The sequence below is a fragment of the Candidatus Accumulibacter necessarius genome, from assembly GCF_036625085.1.
Map to the genome: position 1 here is coordinate 283,762 of NZ_JAZKUM010000003.1, position 19,017 is coordinate 302,778.

The 19,017-nt window shown below is 62.7% G+C and carries 21 protein-coding genes; 14 read left to right on the plus strand and 7 right to left on the minus strand.

All coding sequences use genetic code 11. The features are described from left to right. Nucleotides 1-2 precede the first annotated feature (2 nt). A complete protein-coding gene (locus tag V5B44_RS09450; protein WP_332358808.1) occupies nucleotides 3-455 on the plus strand; it encodes a TerB family tellurite resistance protein in 453 nt (150 codons plus the stop codon). A gap of 319 nt (nucleotides 456-774) precedes the next feature. Here V5B44_RS09450 and V5B44_RS09455 read toward each other — a convergent pair whose 3' ends face one another. Beyond that, nucleotides 775-1,575, minus strand: a complete 801-nt coding sequence (locus V5B44_RS09455) for an exodeoxyribonuclease III (protein ID WP_332358809.1) — start codon at nucleotides 1,573-1,575, stop codon at nucleotides 775-777. Nucleotides 1,576-1,617: 42 nt separating this feature from the next. Here V5B44_RS09455 and pyrE point away from each other — a divergent pair, with 42 nt between their 5' ends. After that, a complete protein-coding gene (pyrE, locus tag V5B44_RS09460; RefSeq protein ID WP_332358811.1) occupies nucleotides 1,618-2,265 on the plus strand; it encodes an orotate phosphoribosyltransferase in 648 nt (215 codons plus the stop codon). Next, nucleotides 2,249-2,875 carry a hypothetical protein gene (locus V5B44_RS09465; protein WP_332358812.1) on the plus strand — a complete coding sequence of 209 codons (627 nt, stop codon included), beginning with the start codon at nucleotides 2,249-2,251 and terminating at the stop codon, nucleotides 2,873-2,875. Before pyrE ends, V5B44_RS09465 begins: the two co-directional genes overlap by 17 nt. A gap of 55 nt (nucleotides 2,876-2,930) precedes the next feature. Here V5B44_RS09465 and gatB read toward each other — a convergent pair whose 3' ends face one another. The 3 genes from gatB to gatC all read right to left on the minus strand — a co-directional run bounded on the left by gatB (nucleotide 2,931) and on the right by gatC (nucleotide 6,250). Next, complete coding sequence (gatB, locus tag V5B44_RS09470; RefSeq protein ID WP_332358813.1) at nucleotides 2,931-4,382, minus strand: Asp-tRNA(Asn)/Glu-tRNA(Gln) amidotransferase subunit GatB; 1,452 nt, start codon at nucleotides 4,380-4,382, stop codon at nucleotides 2,931-2,933. A 105-nt stretch (nucleotides 4,383-4,487) separates the two neighbouring features. Beyond that, a complete protein-coding gene (gene gatA, locus V5B44_RS09475) occupies nucleotides 4,488-5,957 on the minus strand; it encodes an Asp-tRNA(Asn)/Glu-tRNA(Gln) amidotransferase subunit GatA (protein WP_332358814.1) in 1,470 nt (489 codons plus the stop codon). Continuing rightward, entirely contained in the window at nucleotides 5,954-6,250 is a 297-nt protein-coding gene (gene gatC / locus V5B44_RS09480; RefSeq protein ID WP_332358815.1) for an Asp-tRNA(Asn)/Glu-tRNA(Gln) amidotransferase subunit GatC, read from the minus strand. Before gatC ends, gatA begins: the two co-directional genes overlap by 4 nt. Nucleotides 6,251-6,353: 103 nt before the next feature. Between gatC and V5B44_RS09485 the strand changes: the two genes are divergently transcribed. The 6 genes from V5B44_RS09485 (at nucleotide 6,354) to V5B44_RS09510 (ending at nucleotide 13,092) form a co-directional block, all read left to right on the plus strand. Next, a complete protein-coding gene (locus V5B44_RS09485; RefSeq protein WP_287633754.1) occupies nucleotides 6,354-7,397 on the plus strand; it encodes a rod shape-determining protein in 1,044 nt (347 codons plus the stop codon). Nucleotides 7,398-7,445: 48 nt separating this feature from the next. Next, nucleotides 7,446-8,378: a rod shape-determining protein MreC gene (gene mreC / locus V5B44_RS09490; RefSeq protein WP_332358816.1), complete on the plus strand. Its 933-nt coding sequence runs from the start codon at nucleotides 7,446-7,448 to the stop codon at nucleotides 8,376-8,378. Nucleotides 8,379-8,383: 5 nt separating this feature from the next. Continuing rightward, nucleotides 8,384-8,905: a rod shape-determining protein MreD gene (mreD, locus tag V5B44_RS09495; protein ID WP_332358817.1), complete on the plus strand. Its 522-nt coding sequence runs from the start codon at nucleotides 8,384-8,386 to the stop codon at nucleotides 8,903-8,905. Nucleotides 8,906-9,007: 102 nt separating this feature from the next. Further along, a complete protein-coding gene (gene mrdA, locus V5B44_RS09500) occupies nucleotides 9,008-10,903 on the plus strand; it encodes a penicillin-binding protein 2 (RefSeq protein WP_332358818.1) in 1,896 nt (631 codons plus the stop codon). A gap of 3 nt (nucleotides 10,904-10,906) precedes the next feature. Then, entirely contained in the window at nucleotides 10,907-12,013 is a 1,107-nt protein-coding gene (gene rodA / locus V5B44_RS09505) for a rod shape-determining protein RodA (RefSeq protein WP_332358819.1), read from the plus strand. A gap of 32 nt (nucleotides 12,014-12,045) precedes the next feature. Next, nucleotides 12,046-13,092, plus strand: a complete 1,047-nt coding sequence (locus V5B44_RS09510; protein WP_332358820.1) for a septal ring lytic transglycosylase RlpA family protein — start codon at nucleotides 12,046-12,048, stop codon at nucleotides 13,090-13,092. Nucleotides 13,093-13,173: 81 nt separating this feature from the next. Here the strand turns inward: V5B44_RS09510 and V5B44_RS09515 are convergent, their stop codons facing one another. After that, nucleotides 13,174-14,157 carry a CapA family protein gene (locus tag V5B44_RS09515; protein ID WP_332358821.1) on the minus strand — a complete coding sequence of 328 codons (984 nt, stop codon included), beginning with the start codon at nucleotides 14,155-14,157 and terminating at the stop codon, nucleotides 13,174-13,176. Continuing rightward, a complete protein-coding gene (locus tag V5B44_RS09520; RefSeq protein WP_332358822.1) occupies nucleotides 14,154-14,564 on the minus strand; it encodes a hypothetical protein in 411 nt (136 codons plus the stop codon). The genes V5B44_RS09515 and V5B44_RS09520 overlap by 4 nt, the downstream gene beginning before the upstream one ends. A gap of 260 nt (nucleotides 14,565-14,824) precedes the next feature. Between V5B44_RS09520 and V5B44_RS09525 the strand changes: the two genes are divergently transcribed. Together V5B44_RS09525 and V5B44_RS09530 are read left to right on the plus strand one after the other, a co-directional pair. Next, on the plus strand, nucleotides 14,825-15,277 hold the full coding sequence (locus tag V5B44_RS09525) for a pyridoxamine 5'-phosphate oxidase family protein (RefSeq protein ID WP_332358823.1): 453 nt from the start codon (nucleotides 14,825-14,827) through the stop codon (nucleotides 15,275-15,277). Between the two features lie 72 nt (nucleotides 15,278-15,349). After that, a complete protein-coding gene (locus V5B44_RS09530; protein ID WP_332358824.1) occupies nucleotides 15,350-16,033 on the plus strand; it encodes an HAD family hydrolase in 684 nt (227 codons plus the stop codon). Between the two features lie 99 nt (nucleotides 16,034-16,132). On the opposite strand, the gene V5B44_RS09535 is transcribed toward V5B44_RS09530, so the two are convergent. Then, nucleotides 16,133-16,930: an alpha/beta hydrolase gene (locus tag V5B44_RS09535; protein ID WP_332358825.1), complete on the minus strand. Its 798-nt coding sequence runs from the start codon at nucleotides 16,928-16,930 to the stop codon at nucleotides 16,133-16,135. 230 nt (nucleotides 16,931-17,160) lie between these two features. Here V5B44_RS09535 and V5B44_RS09540 point away from each other — a divergent pair, with 230 nt between their 5' ends. The 3 genes from V5B44_RS09540 to V5B44_RS09550 all read left to right on the plus strand — a co-directional run bounded on the left by V5B44_RS09540 (nucleotide 17,161) and on the right by V5B44_RS09550 (nucleotide 19,005). Beyond that, nucleotides 17,161-17,346: a hypothetical protein gene (locus V5B44_RS09540; protein WP_332358826.1), complete on the plus strand. Its 186-nt coding sequence runs from the start codon at nucleotides 17,161-17,163 to the stop codon at nucleotides 17,344-17,346. Next, on the plus strand, nucleotides 17,343-17,999 hold the full coding sequence (locus tag V5B44_RS09545; RefSeq protein ID WP_332358827.1) for a zeta toxin family protein: 657 nt from the start codon (nucleotides 17,343-17,345) through the stop codon (nucleotides 17,997-17,999). Before V5B44_RS09540 ends, V5B44_RS09545 begins: the two co-directional genes overlap by 4 nt. Nucleotides 18,000-18,405: 406 nt before the next feature. Beyond that, entirely contained in the window at nucleotides 18,406-19,005 is a 600-nt protein-coding gene (locus tag V5B44_RS09550) for a Crp/Fnr family transcriptional regulator (protein ID WP_332358828.1), read from the plus strand. Nucleotides 19,006-19,017 lie beyond the last annotated feature (12 nt).

The window sequence follows — 19,017 nt, forward strand, 5'->3', positions numbered from 1 at the left end:
GTATGTTCCCCCTGCTCGAAAACGTATCCCTCAATGCCGACCAGAGCCTTGCTGCGACGCGCCTCTTGTTGCGTATCGCGCATGTCGATGGCGCCAGGACCGCGGAGGAAGTGGCGCTGATTCGCTGGTTTCACGACAGCGGCCGCGGCGCCAGTGTCGACTGGCCGGCCTTTGACACCCTGCAGGCGACCGGGCAGGGAGACGATCTTGCCGAGACCTTCAGCGAGTCCGGGCAGCGCGACCTGGTGCTTGCCACCTGCCTGATGGTCGCCTATGCCGACGGTGCGCTGACTGCCGAGGAACTGGCTGCCGTGCGTGGCGTGGCAGAGGAAATCGGCACTCCGACAGGCCGCGTCGACGAGCTTCTGGCGCTGGTCAAGGACTACATGCTGGCGCAGCTGGCGCGGCTTCCCGACGCCGGTTCGGTGGCGGTGGTGGCGCGCGAGCTTGGCTGACGTTTGCTCTCCCTGCCATGGCCTCGGCATCAGTTCTGGCAAAAACCAAGCAGAGCGGGGCCTTGAAGCTTGGCTACCGCGAGAATTCGATACCGTCTTCCTTCGTCGGTGACGACAAGCAGCCCCGCAGCAAACAAGGTTCCTGACCTCGACGGAGCGTTGAAGGCGGCGAACGGCAAGACGCCACCAGCCTACGCCGTGGATCGCGCCGTGCTGGTCACAACGGCGCTGGTCAGGGGGCAGGGGCAGACGTTCGCGCTTGCCTACCTGCCGTTCACCTGCGAACCTTACGGCTTGACGATGCGTCGGGATGCGGTTTTCAATCCATCCGCTCGGCCCGCAGTGGGTATTCGTAGTCGATGGTCAGGGGGGCGTGATCGCTGAACCGCTGTCCCTTAAAGACCGCCGCTCGCTTCGCCTGGCTACTGATGAGCGGGGTGGCAAGCTGATAGTCCAGCCGCCAGCCGACGTTGTTGGCCCAGGCTTGACCACGATTTGACCACCAGGTGTAGGCGTCTTCGGTGGCGACGGGATGTAGTTTTCGGTAAACGTCGCACCAGCCGCCCTCGTTGAGCAGTCGGCTTACCCAGGCGCGTTCCTCGGGCAGAAAACCCGAATTCTTGCGGTTGCTCCGCGAGTTCTTGAGGTCAATCTCCTGATGGGCGATGTTCCAGTCGCCGCAGACGATCACGTCACGACCACTCGAGGCGAGTTCAAGGAGATGGGGATAGATCAGGTCCATGAAGCGGAACTTGGCTTCCTGCCGTAGCTCGGAACTCGAGCCAGACGGCTGATAGAGCGACACTACCGACAGATTGCCGAAGTCGGCGCGCAGGTAGCGTCCTTCGAGGTCGAACTCCGTGTCTCCGAGCAGGTTGACAAGTCTGTCCGGCTTCACACGGCACCACAGGCCGACGCCACTGTAGCCTCTTCTCTCGGCGCAGCGGTAGTAAGCATAGAGACCAGCCGGCGTCTTCATTTCTTCATCGAGATCTGCATGCTGGGCTTTCAATTCCTGGACGCAGACGACGTCCGGATTCTGCGCCCTGGCCCAGGAGAGCAGCCCCTTGCGCCATGCTGAGCGAATACCATTGAGGTTCAGCGTAATGATGCGTAACATAGGGCCCCGGTGCCGGAAACGGTTTTGAAGGAAGCAGGTTGCATGGACTTTCGGCAGGAATTCATCGAGTTTGCGGTCGCTCAGGACGTTCTCCGCTTTGGCGAGTTCAGGACCAAGGGCGGGCGTTTGTCGCCGTATTTCTTCAACGCGGGCCTGTTCAATGACGGTGCGGCACTGGGCCGGCTGGCGGAATTCTACGCCAAGGCGATTGCCGCCAGTGGGATCGAGGTCGACGCATTGTTCGGTCCGGCCTACAAGGGCATCCCGCTGGTCGCCGCGATTGCCATTGCGCTGGCGCGGGCCGGGCGCAATCTGCCGTTCTCGTTCAATCGCAAGGAAGCCAAGGATCACGGCGAAGGGGGGAGTATCGTCGGCGCTCCATTGGCGGGTCGCGTGCTGATCATTGATGATGTGATTACCGCTGGTACCTCGGTGCGCGAGTCGGTGGAGCTGATTCGTGCCGCGGGCGCTACGCCCTGCGGTGTCGTGATCGCCCTTGATCGCATGGAGCGAGGCAGCGGACAGCTGTCTGCGGTGCAGGAGGTTGAGCGGGATTACGGTATCCCGGTACTCGCCGTTGCCAGTCTTGATGACCTGCTGAGCTTCCTCCGTCAGTGCCCGGATTTCAAGCAGAACGAGGCAGCCGTGGCTCACTATCGGCAGGAGTATGGCCTTGCGTACGGCGGCTAAGTGCGGTCTGCTGCTGTTGGCGCTGGTGGGCCCTGCGTCGAGCCTTGCGGCCCCCTCGATCTTTTGCTGCAACAATGAAGCTGGCAGGCAGGTGTGTGGTGACGTCCTGCCGTCTGCCTGTTATGGCCGTGCCTACCGTGAGCTTGGTTATACCGGCCGGACGGCTAGGACCGTCGAGGCACCGCTGACTGGTGAGCAGCGAGTCCAGCGAGCAGCTGAAGAACAGCGGCGTAGCGAACAGGAACGGCTGCTCAACGAGCAGCGGCGGAAAGATCAGGCGCTCCTCAATACCTATGGTAGTGAGAAGGATATCGAGATTATGCGTAGCCGTGCCGAGCGTGATCTTGCTACGGCAATCAAGGCGGCTGAAGAGAGAATTGCCGAAATCCGTAGACAGCGCAAGAAATTTGAGGATGAGGCGGAGTTTTACAAGAAGCGACAGTTACCGGCCGATGTGGCAAAAGGCTTGCGCGATGCCGATCAGGAGATCAGGGCCCAGGAGTCGGTGATCGAGTCCAAGAAAAAAGATCTGGAGGCCATTCGACTGAAGTACGACGAGGATTTGCGTCGCTTTGTCGAGCTGTCGAAACGGCCACCCGCGCGGCCCTGAGAATGACCCTCTGATCTGCGCCAAGCCGGCGCCACGGGAGCGACGCCTTGGCCTGTCAGCCGAGTTTCCGGCGCAGTAATTCGTTGACCTGCTGCGGGTTGGCCTTACCTCGCGTGGCCTTCATTGCCTGCCCGACCAGCGCGTTGAACGCCTTCTCCTTGCCCGCCCTGAACTCGGCTACCATCGTCGCGTTGGTGGCCAACAGTTCATCGATCAGTCTTTCCAGCGATGCGTGGTCGGTAATCTGCTGCAGGCCCTGGCTGGCGATGATGTCGTCAGCCGAGCCTCCCTCACCGTTCCAGAGGGTATCAAAAACCTTCCTGGCCATATTGGTCGAGATTGTGCCGTCGGCTATGCGGGCAATCAGGCCGCCAAGCTGTTCTGCCGAGACAGGCGAATCGCCAATTTCTCGCTCTTCCTTGTTGAGCCGGGCAGCCAGGTCGACCATCACCCAGTTGGCACAGGCCTTGGCATTTGACCTGCCGGCAATGGCCACTGCCGCTTCGTAAAAGCCGGCCAGTTCGAGCGAGCTGGTCAGCACCTCTGCATCGTAAAGGGAAAGCCCGTAATCGACCATCAGACGGTCGCGTTTGGCACCAGGCAACTCGGGCATCTGTGCACGAATCTGCTCAACCCATTGCCGATCAATGGCCAGGGGCAGAAGATCAGGATCGGGGAAATAGCGGTAATCGTGCGCATCCTCCTTTGAACGCATGGCGCGCGTTTCGCCGGTGACCGGATCAAACAGCACCGTCGCCTGTTCGATGCTGCCGCCATCTTCCAGCGTGGCGATCTGCCACTGTACCTCGTAGTCGATGGCCTGCTGCATGAAGCGGAACGAGTTCAGATTCTTGATCTCGCGCCGGGTGCCGAAGTGCGGCTGTCCAATCGGACGGACCGAGACGTTTGCATCACAGCGGAACGAGCCCTCCTGCATGTTGCCGTCGCAGATACCGATCCAGCGCACCAGCGCGTGCAGGGCGCGGGCATAGGCGACGGCTTCTGCCGAAGAACGCATGTCGGGTTCGGTGACAATTTCCAGCAAGGGCGTTCCAGCACGATTGAGATCAATTCCTGACCGGCCCTGAAAGTGCTGACCCGCTCCCTCATGCAAGGACTTGCCGGCGTCCTCCTCGAGATGAGCGCGCGTCAGGTGGACGGTCTTGTCGGTGTCGCCAACCTGGATCACCAGCTTTCCGCCAAGCACGACCGGATGTTCGTACTGGCTGATTTGATAGCCTTTCGGCAGATCCGGGTAGAAATAGTTCTTGCGGGCAAAAACCGATCGCGGTGCAATTTCCGCGCCGACCGCGAGGCCAAATCTGATTGCACACTCGACCGCACCCCTGTTGAGCACTGGCAGGACACCGGGCAGGGCAATGTCGACGGCGTTCGCCTGGAGGTTTGGGATAGCGCCAAAGGCGGTCGAGCTACCCGAGAAAATTTTGGCCTCGGTGGATAACTGTGCGTGGGTTTCGATGCCGATGACGACTTCCCATTGTTTCATCACTGCTTACTCACTCTTCAAGAACAGCGGCCGTCAGCGACGCGTTTGCGGGCATTGGCCGGACGGGGGCGCCGGCAGCAGGATTCGCCGAGCGCGCTGGGCATGTCAATCAAACGCCTCTGGACGCTGCAGATGCCAGGCGGTTGCCAGCTGGTAGCGGTGGGCGACGTTGAGCAGCCTGGCTTCGGTGAAATAATCGCCGATCAGTTGCAGGCCGGCCGGCAAGCCGCCGGCGAATCCGCAGGGGAGGGAAATTCCCGGCAAGCCAGCGAGGTTGACGGCAATCGTATAAATATCGGATAGATACATCTGCACCGGATCGGACGCTTTCTCCCCGAGTTTGAAGGCGGTGCTCGGACTGGTCGGCCCGATGATCACGTCACACAGCCGGAAGGCGGCGGCAAAATCATTGGCGATCAGGCGGCGGATGCGTTGCGCCTGGAGATAGTAGGCGTCGTAATAGCCGTGCGAGAGGACGTAGGTGCCGATCAGGATGCGTCGCTTGACCTCGGAGCCGAAGCCTTGCGCCCGGCTCTTGCAGTACATGTCGGTCAGGTCGTGATAATCGGGGGCTCGATAGCCGTAACGCACGCCGTCAAAGCGCGCCAGGTTCGAACTCGCCTCGGCCGGTGCGATGACGTAGTAGGCAGCGACCGACAGTCCCATGCTGGGCAGGCGGATGGCGACCGTTTCAGCGCCGAGTTGGCGATACTCGTCGACTGCCGCCTCGACCAGGTGCATCACTTCGGGAGCACAGCCCTCGCCGAAAAACTCCTCCGGCAGGCCGATTCTCAATCCGGCCAGCGGCCTCGCGCCAGCGGCGGCATTGAGCTCGCGCCCATAGTCCTCGGCAGGGCGGTTGAGGCTGGTCGAATCGCGTTCATCGAAGCCGGCCATGCTGTTGAGCAGGAGCGCGCAGTCGGCTGCAGAGCGTCCCAGGGGGCCGGCCTGGTCGAGTGACGAGGCAAAGGCGATCATGCCGTAGCGGGAGATGACCCCGTAGGTCGGCTTCATTCCGGTCAGATTGCACAGGGCTGCCGGCTGGCGGATCGAGCCACCGGTGTCGGTGCCGGTGGCTGCCGGTGCCAAGCGTGCCGCGACCGCCGCCGCCGAGCCACCGGAAGATCCGCCGGGAACGCGAGTGGTATCCCAGGGGTTGTGCACCGGGCCAAAGAACGATGTTTCGTTCGATGAACCCATGGCGAACTCGTCCATGTTGGTCTTGCCGAGTACGACCGCACCGGCGGCGTGGAAGCGGGAAATCACGGCGGCATCGTAGGGGCTGACGAAGTTGCTCAGCATCTTCGAGCCGCAGGTAGTCAGCCAGCCCCTGGCGCAGAAGATGTCCTTGTGCGCAATCGGGATGCCGGTCAGCGGCCCACCTTCGCCCCTCGCCAGTCGTTCGTCCGCCGCCTGCGCCTGGCCAAGGCTGCTGGCTGGGTCGACGGCGAGGTAGGCGTTGAGCCGCGGGTTGTAGCGGGCAATCCGGTCGAGATAGAGTTGTGTCAGCTCGACGCTCGAAATCTCCTTGCTTTTCAGCGACAGGGCAATGGCCTGAAGGCTGTGCTCAATCATTCGATGACCTTCGGCACGAGGTAGAGTCCGGCCTCGGTTTCCGGCGCAATGGCCTGGAAGGCGGCTCGTTGAGCGAGCTGGTCGGACTCGGTCACGCGGTCAGCACGCAGGCGCTGTGCCAGATCCTGGGCGTGCGCCATTGGTTCGATGCCCAGCGTGTCGACGGCCTGCATCTCTTCGATCAGGGCAAAAATCTCGTTCAGGTGGCCGAGCGTGCTAGCCGCCTCGGCGTCGCTGATTTCGATTCGGGCGAGGTGGGCGACGCGGTGGACCTGTTCTAGGGTAAGCGACATGGTTACGAAATCACTAAGGTGTTAAACGAGGGAGCCATATAAGGTATCATAAAAGTTTTTCCCACCGCAGCTATCGCTGCGCACCATCACGGATTTCGCAAGCATGTTCAGTTTTCTGCGCAGTTATTTTTCGAACGATCTCGCAATCGACTTGGGGACGGCCAACACCCTGATCTATGTACGCTCGAAGGGAATCGTTCTCGACGAACCGTCGGTGGTCGCCATCCGCACCGAGGGTGGGCCGAGTTCCAAAAAGACAATTCAGGCGGTCGGGAAGTCAGCCAAGGAGATGCTCGGCAAGGCGCCCGGAGCGATCACCGTCATTCGGCCGATGAAGGACGGCGTGATCGCCGATTTCACCGTCACTGAGCAGATGCTCAAGCAGTTCATCAAGAAGGTGCACGACTCGCGACTGCTCTCGCCATCGCCGCGAATCATTATCTGTGTGCCCTCGGGTTCGACACAGGTCGAGCGGCGCGCGATTCGCGAGTCGGCAATCGGCGCTGGCGCCAGTCAGGTGTTTCTGATCGAGGAGCCGATGGCGGCAGCGATCGGCGCCGGACTGCCGGTGTCCGAGCCAACGGGTTCGATGGTGGTCGACATTGGCGGCGGCACGACCGAGGTCGGCGTGATCTCGCTCGGTGGCATGGTCTATGCGGGTTCGGTGCGCGTCGGCGGTGACAAGCTCGACGAAGCGATCATGAACTACATCAGCCGCAACTATGGCATGTTGATCGGCGAGAACACGGCCGAGAACATCAAGAAGAGAATCGGTTCTGCCTTTCCCGGCGCTGAAGTGCGTGAAATGGAGGTTTCGGGGATCAACAAGTCCGAAGGCATTCCCCGCAAGTTCACGATTTCATCGAACGAGATTCTCGAGGCGCTGACCGAACCACTGAACAGCGTGGTCTCGGCGGTCAAGTCGGCGCTTGAGAAGACGCCACCCGAGCTTGGCGCCGACATTGCGGAGAAGGGCATGGTGCTGACCGGCGGTGGAGCACTGCTGCGTGACATCGATCGCCTTCTGATGGAAGAGACCGGCCTGCCGGTGATCGTTGCCGAGGAGCCGCTGACCTGCGTCGCCCGGGGTTGTGGTATGGCACTCGAGAAGATGGACAATCTCGGCAGCATCTTCGCTTCCGATTGACGCAGGGCGGCGTGATCGCCGCGCGTCGCCAATTGCCAGGACCGATTGATGGATCACCAGCCGCCACCGTTTTTCAAACGCGGGCCGGCACCTCTGGCGCTGCTGTCGTTCTACGTGACGCTGTCGGTTGCCTTGCTGGTCGTCGATGCGCGTCTGCAGACGCTTGAGGTGTTGCGCCAGGCGTTGTCGTTGTTCACCCATCCGGTGCAGCAATTTGCCCATCTCCCGGCGCAACTTCTGGACAACGCCACAGGCTATTTCGTGAGCTTGTCGCGTTTGCAGGATGAAAACGTCCAGCTGAAGCGCGCCCGTCTGGAAAACGTGACCACGTTGCTGCGTACCCAGCAGCTCGAGGTAGAGAACGAGCGCCTGCGCAAGCTGCTGGCTGTCAAGGAACGGCAGCAGGCAAGCGGCCAGCTGGCACAGATTCTCTATGCGGCCCGCGATCCCTACTCGCGGCGGATCGTGATCGATAAGGGGCAGCAGGACAAGGTCGTCGCCGGCCAGCCGATCATTGACGATGCCGGGGTGGTGGGTCAGGTGACACGGGTTTTTCCCTTTGTCGCCGAAGTGACCCTGATCACCGACAAGGAACAGGCCGTTCCGGTACAGATTGTGCGGACCGGCCAGCGCTCGGTAGTTTTCGGTCTGGGCAACGGGCAACTCGAGCTGCGCTTTCTGCCAGCCAACGCCGACGTCCAGAATGGCGACATGCTGGTCACCTCAGGTCTGGACGGCATCTTTCTGCCGGGTTTTCCGGTCGCCAAGGTGGTGCACATCGAACGTGATACCTCGTACTCGTTTGCCAGGATCTTCTGCATGCCGCTGGCTGGCGTCGAGAACTTCAGCGAGGTCATGGTTCTCGACCCGCGTCCGGCAGTCGCCCTGCCGGCGCAACTGGCCAGTGAGGCAGCAGGGCGGGAGGCGAAGCCGCCAGTGCGAGCCGGGCAGGCCAGAAAAAAGCGTCTCAGGAAGGACTGAAGCAGATGCAGACAAGCTACTCATCATCGCGCATTCTGTTGCCGGTTCGGCCGTGGTTCATCGGCTTGAGCCTGACGGTGGCGTTGCTGCTGAACTTCCTTCCTACTGCTGCCTGGCCCGGCGTGCCTGACTGGCTGGCGCTGGTGATCGTTTTCTGGAGCGTGCACGAGCCGCGCCGTGTTGGCATGGGGCTGGCGTTTCTGTTTGGCGTGGCGATGGACGTCGCCGATGCCAGTCTGCTCGGACAGCACGCGCTCGCCTATGTGCTGGTGGCCTACGGTGCTTCGTCGCTCTCACGGCGGATACTCTGGTTTCCGCTCGCGCAGCAGGCGCTGCAGGTCTTCCCGCTGCTCTTGCTGGTGCAGTTGGTGCAATTCAGCGTGCGCAGCATGGCCGGTGCCGATTTCCCCGGTCTTGCCTACTTTGTCGGGCCGTGTCTGGCCACCCTGCTGTGGCCCGTGCTGACTTTCGTCCTCCTGCTGCCGCAGCATCAGCCGGTAGACCGTGATGCCAACCGGCCGCTCTGAGCCCGTGCGCAAGACTGCCTGGCGCCTGGTTCGGCGCACTCCCCGCATTTCGCGGGTCTTGGGCCGCGCGTCACCGACGTGGGTCGCCGTCGAGAGGTTGCCTTGCTTGCTCGCCAGTCACCACTGAATAGCGCCGATCGCGAGCTTGATCGCTTCCGCTTCCGCGTCGCTCTGGCGGGGATCATGGTGGTGGTGGCTCTTGCCCTGCTGATTGCCCGCCTTGTCCATCTGCAGGTGGTTCAGCATGACTACTACACCACCCGTGCCGAGGACAACCGCATCTCGCTGGTGCCGATTGTTCCCAATCGCGGGGTGATCGTTGATCGTCACGGTACCGTCCTGGCGCGCAACTACTCGGCATTCACGCTTGAAATCACGCCGTCCAAGGTTGATGACCTCGACGCAACGATCGAAGGATTGGGCAAGTTGATCGAAGTGCTGCCCAAGGACCGCAAGCGTTTCCGCAAACTGCTCGAGGAGAGCAAGACCTTCGAAAGCCTGCCGATTCGTACCCGGTTGACCGAGGAGGAAGTTGCCAGGTTTGCTGCCAACCGCTATCTCTTTCCTGGCGTTGAAGTCAAGGCGCGCCTGTTCCGGCAGTATCCGCTGGGTCCGATCGCATCACATGCCATCGGCTACATCAATCGCATCAACAAGCGCGACCTCGAGTTGATCGAGGAGAGCGAAAAGGGAGCCAACTACAAGGGTACCGACCACATCGGCAAGACCGGGATAGAGCAGAAGTACGAATTTCAATTGCATGGCGAAACCGGCTACGAACAGGTCGAAATCGACGCTGGCGGCAGGGCGGTGCGCAATCTGTCGCGTACCGCACCGGTCCAGGGGAACAACCTGACGCTGACGCTCGACGCCCGATTGCAGGAAATGGCCGAAAAGGCTTTTGGCGACCGTCGTGGCGCATTGGTGGCGATCGAGCCGTCGACCGGTGGCATCCTCGCGCTGGTCTCGACGCCCACTTTTGACCCGAATCTGTTTGTCGACGGGATTCGCACCGATGACTGGGATCTGCTCAACAACTCGCCCGACAAGCCGCTGCTCAACCGGGCACTGAACGGCGCCTATCCTCCGGGTTCGACCTTCAAGCCATTCATGGCCCTGGCGGCGCTGGAAACCGGCAAGCGCACGCCGGCACAGGCCATTTCGGATCCCGGTTTTTTCAACTTTGGCGGGCACCAGTTCCGGGATGACAAGAAGGGCGGTCACGGCATCGTCGACATGCACAAGTCGATCGTTCATTCGTGCGACACCTATTACTACATTCTGGCCAACGACATGGGCATCGAGAGTATCGCCCGCTTCATGGGTCAGCTGGGTCTTGGTCAGCGCACCGGGGTAGACATCGAAGGCGAGTCGGAAGGCGTGCTGCCGTCGCCGGAGTGGAAGAAGCGTCGCTTCAGGCGGCCGGAGCAGCAGAAGTGGTTTGCCGGTGAGACGATCTCGATCGGCATCGGCCAGGGTTACAATTCCTACACGCCGATCCAATTGGCACAGGCGACGGCGACCGTCGCCAACAATGGGGTCATGTACCGCCCGCACCTGGTCAAGTACATTACCGATAGCCGCACCGGCGAGCGGACCATGGTCGAGCCCGAGCCGCTGCGTGTGCTGCCATGGAAGCGGCAGAATGTCGATGTGATCAAGCGGGCAATGGTCGGGGTCAACACCCACGGCACTGGCGCGCGCGCTTTTGCCGGTGCCGCCTATACATCGGGCGGCAAGACCGGAACGGCCCAGGTCTTCAGCCTGAAAGGGGCAGAATACAAGGCCTCGAGGGTGAAGAAGGAGTTGCGCGACCATGCCCTGTTCATTGCCTTTGCCCCGGCCGACGAGCCGAAGATCGCCCTCGCCGTGCTCGTCGAAAACGGTGGTTTCGGCGCCCAGTCGGCGGCGCCGATCGCGCGCATGGTTTTCGATTATTATCTGCTTGGCAAGCTGCCCAAGGGGGCAGCCGGGGAAGATGACGTGGAGGAAGACTAGCTGATGCTGCAGCAGTTTCTGTACCGTGTCTGGCGGCGTCTGGTTGAGCGTGTTGATGGGCCACTGCTGATGATTGCGAGTTTGATCATGGCGGCTGGCCTGGCGACCGTCTACAGCGCCACCTATGACACCAATGATCGTCTGGTGGCGCAGACCCTGAATATGGCGGTCGGGCTCTGCGTGATGTGGACCGTAGCGCAGTTGCCACCGCAGAAGCTGATGCGTTTCGCTGTCCCCCTCTATGTTCTCGGCGTGCTCCTGTTGATCCTGGTGTTTTTCTTCGGGATCAAGGTCAACGGCGCCAGACGCTGGTTGTCAATCGGTTTTACCCGCATTCAGCCCTCCGAACTGTTGAAGATCGCCGTTCCGCTGACGCTGGCCTGGTACTTCCACAAGCACGAAGCTGGCCTCAAAGTTCGTCACTACGTGGTCGCCTGTCTGCTGCTGCTGGTACCTTTTGCGCTGATCGCCAAGCAGCCGGACCTGGGAACGGCCATTCTCGTCGGCGCTGCAGGGTTCTACGTGCTTTTCTTTGCCGGTCTGCCCTGGAAGGTGATCGTTGGCCTGTTTGCCGTTGCGGCCGGCGCTGCGCCTTTTGTCTGGACCATGCTGCACGATTACCAACGCAAACGCATCCTGACCCTGATCGACCCAACGAGCGATCCGCTTGGCGCGGGATACCACATCATCCAGGCGACCATTGCCATCGGCTCCGGCGGCACCTTCGGCAAGGGCTGGCTGGCTGGTACGCAGACCCACCTGGAGTTCATTCCCGAACGCCACACGGACTTCATCTTCGCCGTCTTCGCCGAGGAGCGGGGCCTGATCGGCAACGCGATTCTGCTATTGCTCTACCTGCTCCTGATTGTGCGAGGGCTGATGATTGCCACCAACGCCTCGACGCTCTTCGCCCGCTTGATGGCTGGCTCGATCACCCTGAGCCTGTTCACCTATGTCTTCGTAAACATTGGCATGGTCAGCGGGATCCTGCCGGTGGTCGGCGTGCCCCTGCCCTTCATGAGTTATGGCGGAACGGCGCTGGTGACCTTGTCGATCGGCATCGGCATCCTGATGAGTATCCAGACGCACCGGATGCTGGTCGTCAAATGATGACGCGCGCCGAATCGAAATGGGCCCGGTGCATGCCACCACCCCGCCTGTGCCTGCTGGTCCTGCCGGCGCTGCTCGTCGCCTGCGGAGGCCAGCCGTCGAGGCTGCCGGAGGCCACTGCCCGTAGTGCGGAGCCGGCAAAGACGTCTGGCAAGATGGCCAGGAAGTCGTCGGTTGTGCAGAAGCGGGGGGGCGCCTATTACAAGGACGATGGCCCGGGCGACGAGATACCGGACAATCTCGATGATATTCCCGACGCGCAGCCGCGACTCGAACCACTGCATCGCTTTGCCAATCGGCCTTATGTCGTCCTGGGCAAGGCCTATGAGCCTCACGCCAGCCTCAGACCCCATCAGGAGCGTGGTGTGGCGAGCTGGTACGGCAAGAAGTTTCACGGGCAGAAGACCTCGATCGGTGAGCCCTATGACATGTTCTCGATGACTGCTGCCCACCCGACGCTCGCCATTCCCTCCTACGTCCGGGTGACCAGTGTAGGCAACGGCAAGTCCGTCGTCGTGCGCGTGACCGATCGCGGTCCCTTCCACGCCGATCGCGTCATCGACCTCTCCTACGCGGCGGCTCACCGCCTGGGCTACGTGGACAACGGCAGCACTCTGGTTGAGGTCGAATCGATTCTACCCGAGGGCGCGACGACGATGAGCTACGCGCAGGTGATGCCTGCGCCACGCTCCGCGCGCCCGGTCGGCGCCACGGCGGAGCGCGACGAAATTGAACTGCTGGCAGCAAAGCTCGGGCTGAACACCGGTTCGGCACCATCACTGGTCGCGGAAGCGACGCTGCCAGCATCGCCACGCATGGCCTCGACAAGCTCGACCGTAGCCAGCGGTGGCGGTGTTTTCCTGCAGTTGGGCGCTTTTGCCAGTGCCGATAACGCCGAAACGCTGCGTTCACACCTGCAGCGCGAACTGGACTGGCTCAACGAGGGAATCCAGATTGCTGCCGGTGGCGGCATGCACCGCGTCCATCTCGGTCCCTATCCGAACCGTGCCGATGCCGAGAAGGTAGCCGAGAGGATTCGTCTGGCCTTGGGGTACAAACCCACTTTCGTGGCCCGCTGATCAGGCTTGAGCGCGACCGCTGCCGGGTCCGTGCCAAGAGCGAACCGTGCCTGGCCGGTACTGAGCCCTTGACCGCAGGCTTCAGGGGTTCGGGCATTCCCGGATCACCGGGTCTCCCCGCCGGCCGCACGGGGTCGCGATGCCGGCATGGGGATGGGGAGTGCCGTCGTCGTCGATCTCAGCAGCCAGCGTATCCCAGGCCAACAGGCCACGCTTGTCGAGGGTCAGGCGCAGCAGCCAGCCGCTGCGGCCGGCGGCGTAGTCAAAGCCGTCGAAGACAAAGTTGCCCAGGCTATAGACGATCAGCTTTCCCTGATGATACTCGACGCCCTGCGTCACATGCGGATGCCCGCCGACTACCAGATCGGCGCCGGCGTCGATCATCAATCGGGCCAGCTGTCGTTGGCGCTCGCTCGGCTGCAGCTCGCGCTCCCAGCCCCAGTGCATGAACGGAATTACCAGGTCGGCTCCGGCCGTCCGCGCCGCGCGGATGTCGGCGACGACCTGACTGTCCTCGCTCCAGGCGATCCCTGCCCATTCGGCGCCGGCTTCGAAAGAGCGCGGCTTGAACTCGTTGTACGCCAGTACGGCAATGAGCAGGCCGCCGCGGGCTATCCATAGCGGGCGATGCGCCTCGGCAAGCTGGCGCCCGCCGCCAAAGGTGGCAATTCCCTGGTCGGCGAGCAGGCCGAGCGTTTCGAGGAACGCAGCCTGGCCATAATCACCGGAATGATTGTTGGCCACACCGAGCGCATCGAATCTGCCGACCAGCAGCGGCACCACGCGCGGGTGTGCCCGGAAGCTGACGATCTTGTTCTGCAGAGGCTCACCCACGGTCGCGATCGGGCATTCGAGGTTGCCGATGGTGTAGTCGGCACCCTTCAGCAGGCTTGCAAAGGAGGCGAGTGGATCACCACCGCGGCTGATCAGCCGGCCGGGGCCGTCGTCGAGCATGATGTCGCCGACGAAGATCAGGCGTACCGGGTCGGCCAGCGCGTGGGCGGCGAGTGCCAGGCCGAGAGCCGTAGTTAGCAAGAGCCACTGGCGCTTCCACTTCCACTTCATCGTTCGGTCCCGGCGGCGGGAGATAGCTCGCACCAGTATTGCAGTTCGCCATCGCGGATCGGCTCGTAGACGCTGTTGAGGCCGGTAAAGCCGTAACGTGCCTTCTTTAGCGCAGGCGGGGGGTAGGGGTGTGTTGCCTGGACGATCGGTACCGGTCCGCTGTCGCGGTCGGTGAAGACGTAGAGCTTGATGGCCGCCAGTTCCCGCGGCTCTTTCTGGAACACCATGCGGAACAGGAAGTAGGAGCCGATCGCCTGCACGGGTACGGTGTAGGGTGAACTGACTGGCCGCGCGCGCAGCGTGCGCGTCTCACCGCCATAGGTCAGGTGGCAGAGCAAGGTCTCGGCGCGCACGGAAAGGGCGAGCAGCAGGGTGGTGGCCAGCAGGCACGGGTGGAGTTTTGGCATGCAGGAAGGCAGTGACGGGTGACGCGACACGATCGGAAGACGCTTGGCAGCAGCGGCAGATACCACGTGGCGGGAAGTATCCGCCCGCCAGCGGACATTGTCCACAGTGGATTGTCTTTCGATGGCGGCCCTGGCCTGCTATATTGGCGCCGGCCGAAACCGCGGCTCCGGGGCAGGAATACGGGTGGCTTTGCTTCAAGACTACCACTTCGGACAGCGCGCTGTCGCGACCCGATGAGCACCCTTTGAGAAGCGAGAACATGAGCCTTGCCAATACCATGCACGAGTTGCTGCAGCCTTTGCTGGCAGCCCAGAGGTACGCTGTGCTGGCCACTGACCACGGCGGGCAGCCCTATACCAGCCTGATGGCTTTTGCCGCCAGCGAGGATCTGCAGGACTTGACGCTGGTCACCGAACGGGCTACCCAAAAGTACGCCAACCTCACCGCCAATAGCCGTGTGGCGGTGTTCATCGACAACCGGGAGAACGTCGGGGCGGATACCCACGAGGCGGTGGCGGTCACCGCCATCGGCGCCGCGCAGGAGGTGACCGGCGACGACTGCACGCGGCTGCGTGCCGCCTATATCTTGCGTCACCCCTACCTGGCGGAATTCGCGAGTTCGCCCTCATGCGCCATCGTACGCGTCAGCGTGAAGTCCTACGTCGTCGTCAGGCGCTTCGAGGAAGTGCTGGAGTGGCGTCTTGGCGAGTAGGGAGCCCGGGTCATTGGCGCTTTTCCTTTCAACGTTGCCCACCGGCGGCCCCGGATCGCCGAGCGGCCGCTGATGAACAACCCGCGCCCACCGATGCTGGTCATTTTCGACTGCGACGGCGTGCTCGTCGATAGCGAGCCGATCGCCAGTCGCGTCCTGGCTGAAGCCCTGACCGAGATCGGTTTTCCCCTGACGCCACAGCAGGCGATCGACCGCTACACCGGCATCAGCCTGCCTGCGGTGTTGTCGCTGGTCGAGGCCGAGTGGGCGCGCGCCTTGCCGGCCGATTTCGTCACGCATCTCGGTGCGCGCGATCGCGCCGCCTTTCGCGCCGAGTTGCAGCCGGTGGGCGGGGTCGCGGCTATGCTCGCCCGGTTGTCCTTGCCACGCTGCGTGGCCTCTTCGGGGGCGCTGGAAAAGATTCGCAGCAACCTCGAACTCACCGGCCTGTTGCAGTACTTCGAGCCGAACCTGTTCAGTGCCGAGATGGTCGCGCGCGGCAAACCGGCGCCAGATTTGTTCCTGCTCGCCGCCGCCACGCTGGCTTCACCGCCCGAGCGCTGCCTGGTGATCGAGGACAGCGTCGCGGGCATCGAGGCCGCATGCGCGGCAGGCATGCGAGTCTTCGGCTTCTGCGGCGCCGGCCATGCGCGCCCAGGCTCGGCCGAGGCTCTGCGCGCTGCCGGCGCCACGCAGGTCTTCAGCCGCATGCAGGAACTGCCGCGGCTGCTCGCCGGGCCGGCTACGAGGCGCTGAGCGAACGGCTTGACAGGAACTTCCCGTAGACCCGATGCCGGCGGTTGGCGCCAGGGTCGTTCAAGCGAGCTGCGGGCGGGGCGGGTTGCCTGAGCGCGGCTACGGTTGCCGCTCGATCCAGCCAGCGATTCTTTCCGCGGCGGCCTGCCAGTGGGCGTCGAGCATCAGGGTGTGCCCGGCAGCCGGAATCACCGCCACTTCAGCCTGCCAGCGCGCGGCGGTAAAGCCCAGCACGGCAGGTGAGAACACCGCGTCTGCATTGCCGCCGACGATCAGGACCGGCAGCTTCGGCCGGGGTCTGCCGATACGCATGGCCAGCAGCGACAGATCCAGGAGCGCGCGGCGCGATTCGACCTGGAACAGGGGAGCGAAGCGGAGCAGATCCGCGGTGCTGGTCTCGGCCGAGTAGTACACGTCGCGAATCGTCTGCATCGTCTCCGCCGTGTACTCACCGCGGGTGGCGCGGGCCTGCTGGTCGAAGAAAGCAGGCTCGGTGAAGGCGATTTTCATGGTGGCGCCCAGGATTCCGGTCGGTGGTACCGGGGCCATCAGGACGGCGGCAACCGCCTGGTTGTGCTCGAGAAAGCGTTCGACGACCACCGTGCCCATCGAGTGGCCGATCAGGATCGGCGGCCGATCCAGTTCTGCCGCCACCTGAGCCAGATCTTCGGCGTAGTCGTCAAGCCCGAACGAGTCGAGCCGCTCGCGGCCCTCGCTGCTGCCGTGGCCGGCAAGGTCCAGCGCGTGGCAGTCGAAACCGCGGTCGCTGAACCAGGGCAGGAAGTACGCGTCCCAGCACGCTGCCGTGGCGTAGCCGCCATGGACAAAGAGGAGCGGGGGAAAGCGCTTCGGGCTGGCCGCGGCGCGGTGAATGGTATGGATGCGTCGAAGTTTCATGGTCTTTGGCCAGGTGGCATGGCACGGCCTGGCCCGCTGACCGGCAGCCAAGTTTTCAGGATTGGTACAAGGCTGCAGTATCGCAGGGTCTTGCCGAAGCTGGCAACCACAGTCGACCTGTCGGCGACTGCATTGTCTTCACGGTGCATTGCGTATCAGTTTCTGGGTTAGAATCAGGGTCGGCTAGCCAAGCGGCAAGCGATCCACGCGGTTCGATTCCGGAGGAAGCGATGCAATTACAACCATTCGATCTGAATGACATCAGCCATGAACCTTCCGATGAGCAACTCGACGACCTGATGGAAGCCGTTGCCGCAGAAGCGCGTAGACACGGTCAGGCGGCACGCGCGCAACTGATGGTTCGTCTGCGGGCCGAGATCACGGCGATCAAGCCGCCCTGCCGACGTGAGGCATGAATGACGGGGCAAGACCCCGGCTGATCATCGTTGCCGGCCCCAACGGCTCCGGCAAGACTTCGATCACCCAGCAGCTGCTGATGCACGAGTGGATGGGCGGCTGCGTCTACGTCAATCCCGACTTCATTGCGCGCGACGACTTCGGCGACTGGAACTCGCCACAGGCGGTCATTCAGGCGGCCGAGCGGGCAACGGAGATCCGTGAACACTGCCTCGAACACGGGCGCAGCCTGGCCTTCGAAACCGTCCTCTCGGCACCGGACAAGCTTGACTTCATTCGTCGGGCGCGCGAAGCCGGTTTCTTCATCCGCCTCTTCTTCGTCGGCACCGACGACCCTTCCATAAACGCCAAGCGTGTTGCCATGCGGGTGATGGAGGGTGGGCACGACGTCCCGATTCCCAAGATCATTGCCCGCTACACCCGGTCACTGGCGTACTGCTACTTTGTCGCCTGGCTGGCCGACCGCACCTACCTCTACGACAATTCGGTCGATGACAGCCGCGCCAGGCTGCTGTTCCGTGCATCGGAAGGCCGGCTCGTCAAGACCTATGGCGAGATCAATCCGTGGGCTAGGGAGATCGCGCAAAGGCTGCTGCCGGTCTTGTCGGATGACACGCCACCGTCTCCAGCAGTTGCGTCCGGCCTTTCCTGAACCTCCTAAGAAACAGAACGGGTTGGGGTCGTTTTCAGGTTCCTGAAATTCGGGGAGTCCTTCCCCGCGCCGCCGGAGCCATTGCTGCCGCCAGTAGTGATCTGTATCAAGAACCTTCAAGAACCTTGGCTTGTGCGGCGATATGCCACATTCCGCCACACGCCATCCCTCCCTAGAATTGGCCAGATATTCGCCAAATCAAGAACAGGAGAGAGCTCGCGATGCCGTTTACCAGGAAGCCGATCGCGGTAGCCGCCGCTCTGGCCATGTCCAGCCTCGACCCGACCAATGTCGGCTGTGTCAGCGCGTTTGCCGGTATACACGTCCGCTTCTGAGGTCAAAGAGAGCAATGGAGCCAGCCGTCTTGTCGAATGCCGAACAAAGGCCGCGCCGGGTCGGCGCGCGAATGACCCGAGCCAGACAGCGCTCGGTCCTGCGCGGACAGCGTATCTACGCCGGCAATGCCCGCGGGACTGCCTGGCGGGTTCTCAGCGGCTCGGTTCGGCTCGACCGCGAGGAACAGCCCAACGGCGAGGAGAGCTTTGCCAACCTGGCTGTTCGGGGCGACGTCATCGGTGCGGAGACGCTGCTCTTCGGCAAGTACAGTTTCACGGCAACGGCACTCGCCGACTGTGTTCTCGCGCCATGGCCGGACGATCGGACGCCGCCTGCTGGCGACTACTCGCTGCTGCGGACGCTGGCCAAGGCCGAGCGCCGCGCCGCGGAGGTCATCGCACTGCGCTGCGGCCAGGCTGCTGACAGGGTCCGCCGCCTGGTGATGATGCTTGCGCAGGCGCCTGAGCAAAACCCGGTGAACCAGCCAGCAGATCTACAGGTCGTCCTGCCGTCGCGGCAGGATATGGCCGACATCACCGCGCTGACGCTGGAAACGGTATCGCGTATGGTGAGCCAGTTGCGCCATGCCGGCCTCCTCGAACCTTTGGGTCAGGGCAAGCACTCCTCGCAACGAAACTTCTCTGTGCGGCCAATAGCCGGCGATCCCTGAAGGCGGTGACCG

Bases quoted from the DNA above. Each gene is read 5' to 3' on its own strand.
- V5B44_RS09450 (WP_332358808.1), top strand. From the start codon at position 3: ATGTTCCCCCTGCTCGAAAACGTATCCCTCAATGCCGACCAGAGCCTT.
- V5B44_RS09455 (WP_332358809.1), bottom strand. From the start codon at position 1,575: ATGTTACGCATCATTACGCTGAACCTCAATGGTATTCGCTCAGCATGG.
- pyrE (WP_332358811.1), top strand. From the start codon at position 1,618: ATGGACTTTCGGCAGGAATTCATCGAGTTTGCGGTCGCTCAGGACGTT.
- gatB (WP_332358813.1), bottom strand. From the start codon at position 4,382: ATGAAACAATGGGAAGTCGTCATCGGCATCGAAACCCACGCACAGTTA.
- gatA (WP_332358814.1), bottom strand. From the start codon at position 5,957: ATGATTGAGCACAGCCTTCAGGCCATTGCCCTGTCGCTGAAAAGCAAG.
- gatC (WP_332358815.1), bottom strand. From the start codon at position 6,250: ATGTCGCTTACCCTAGAACAGGTCCACCGCGTCGCCCACCTCGCCCGA.
- V5B44_RS09485 (WP_287633754.1), top strand. From the start codon at position 6,354: ATGTTCAGTTTTCTGCGCAGTTATTTTTCGAACGATCTCGCAATCGAC.
- mreC (WP_332358816.1), top strand. From the start codon at position 7,446: ATGGATCACCAGCCGCCACCGTTTTTCAAACGCGGGCCGGCACCTCTG.
- mreD (WP_332358817.1), top strand. From the start codon at position 8,384: ATGCAGACAAGCTACTCATCATCGCGCATTCTGTTGCCGGTTCGGCCG.
- rodA (WP_332358819.1), top strand. From the start codon at position 10,907: ATGCTGCAGCAGTTTCTGTACCGTGTCTGGCGGCGTCTGGTTGAGCGT.
- V5B44_RS09510 (WP_332358820.1), top strand. From the start codon at position 12,046: ATGCCACCACCCCGCCTGTGCCTGCTGGTCCTGCCGGCGCTGCTCGTC.
- V5B44_RS09515 (WP_332358821.1), bottom strand. From the start codon at position 14,157: ATGAAGTGGAAGTGGAAGCGCCAGTGGCTCTTGCTAACTACGGCTCTC.
- V5B44_RS09520 (WP_332358822.1), bottom strand. From the start codon at position 14,564: ATGCCAAAACTCCACCCGTGCCTGCTGGCCACCACCCTGCTGCTCGCC.
- V5B44_RS09525 (WP_332358823.1), top strand. From the start codon at position 14,825: ATGAGCCTTGCCAATACCATGCACGAGTTGCTGCAGCCTTTGCTGGCA.
- V5B44_RS09530 (WP_332358824.1), top strand. From the start codon at position 15,350: ATGAACAACCCGCGCCCACCGATGCTGGTCATTTTCGACTGCGACGGC.
- V5B44_RS09535 (WP_332358825.1), bottom strand. From the start codon at position 16,930: ATGAAACTTCGACGCATCCATACCATTCACCGCGCCGCGGCCAGCCCG.
- V5B44_RS09540 (WP_332358826.1), top strand. From the start codon at position 17,161: ATGCAATTACAACCATTCGATCTGAATGACATCAGCCATGAACCTTCC.
- V5B44_RS09545 (WP_332358827.1), top strand. From the start codon at position 17,343: ATGAATGACGGGGCAAGACCCCGGCTGATCATCGTTGCCGGCCCCAAC.
- V5B44_RS09550 (WP_332358828.1), top strand. From the start codon at position 18,406: ATGACCCGAGCCAGACAGCGCTCGGTCCTGCGCGGACAGCGTATCTAC.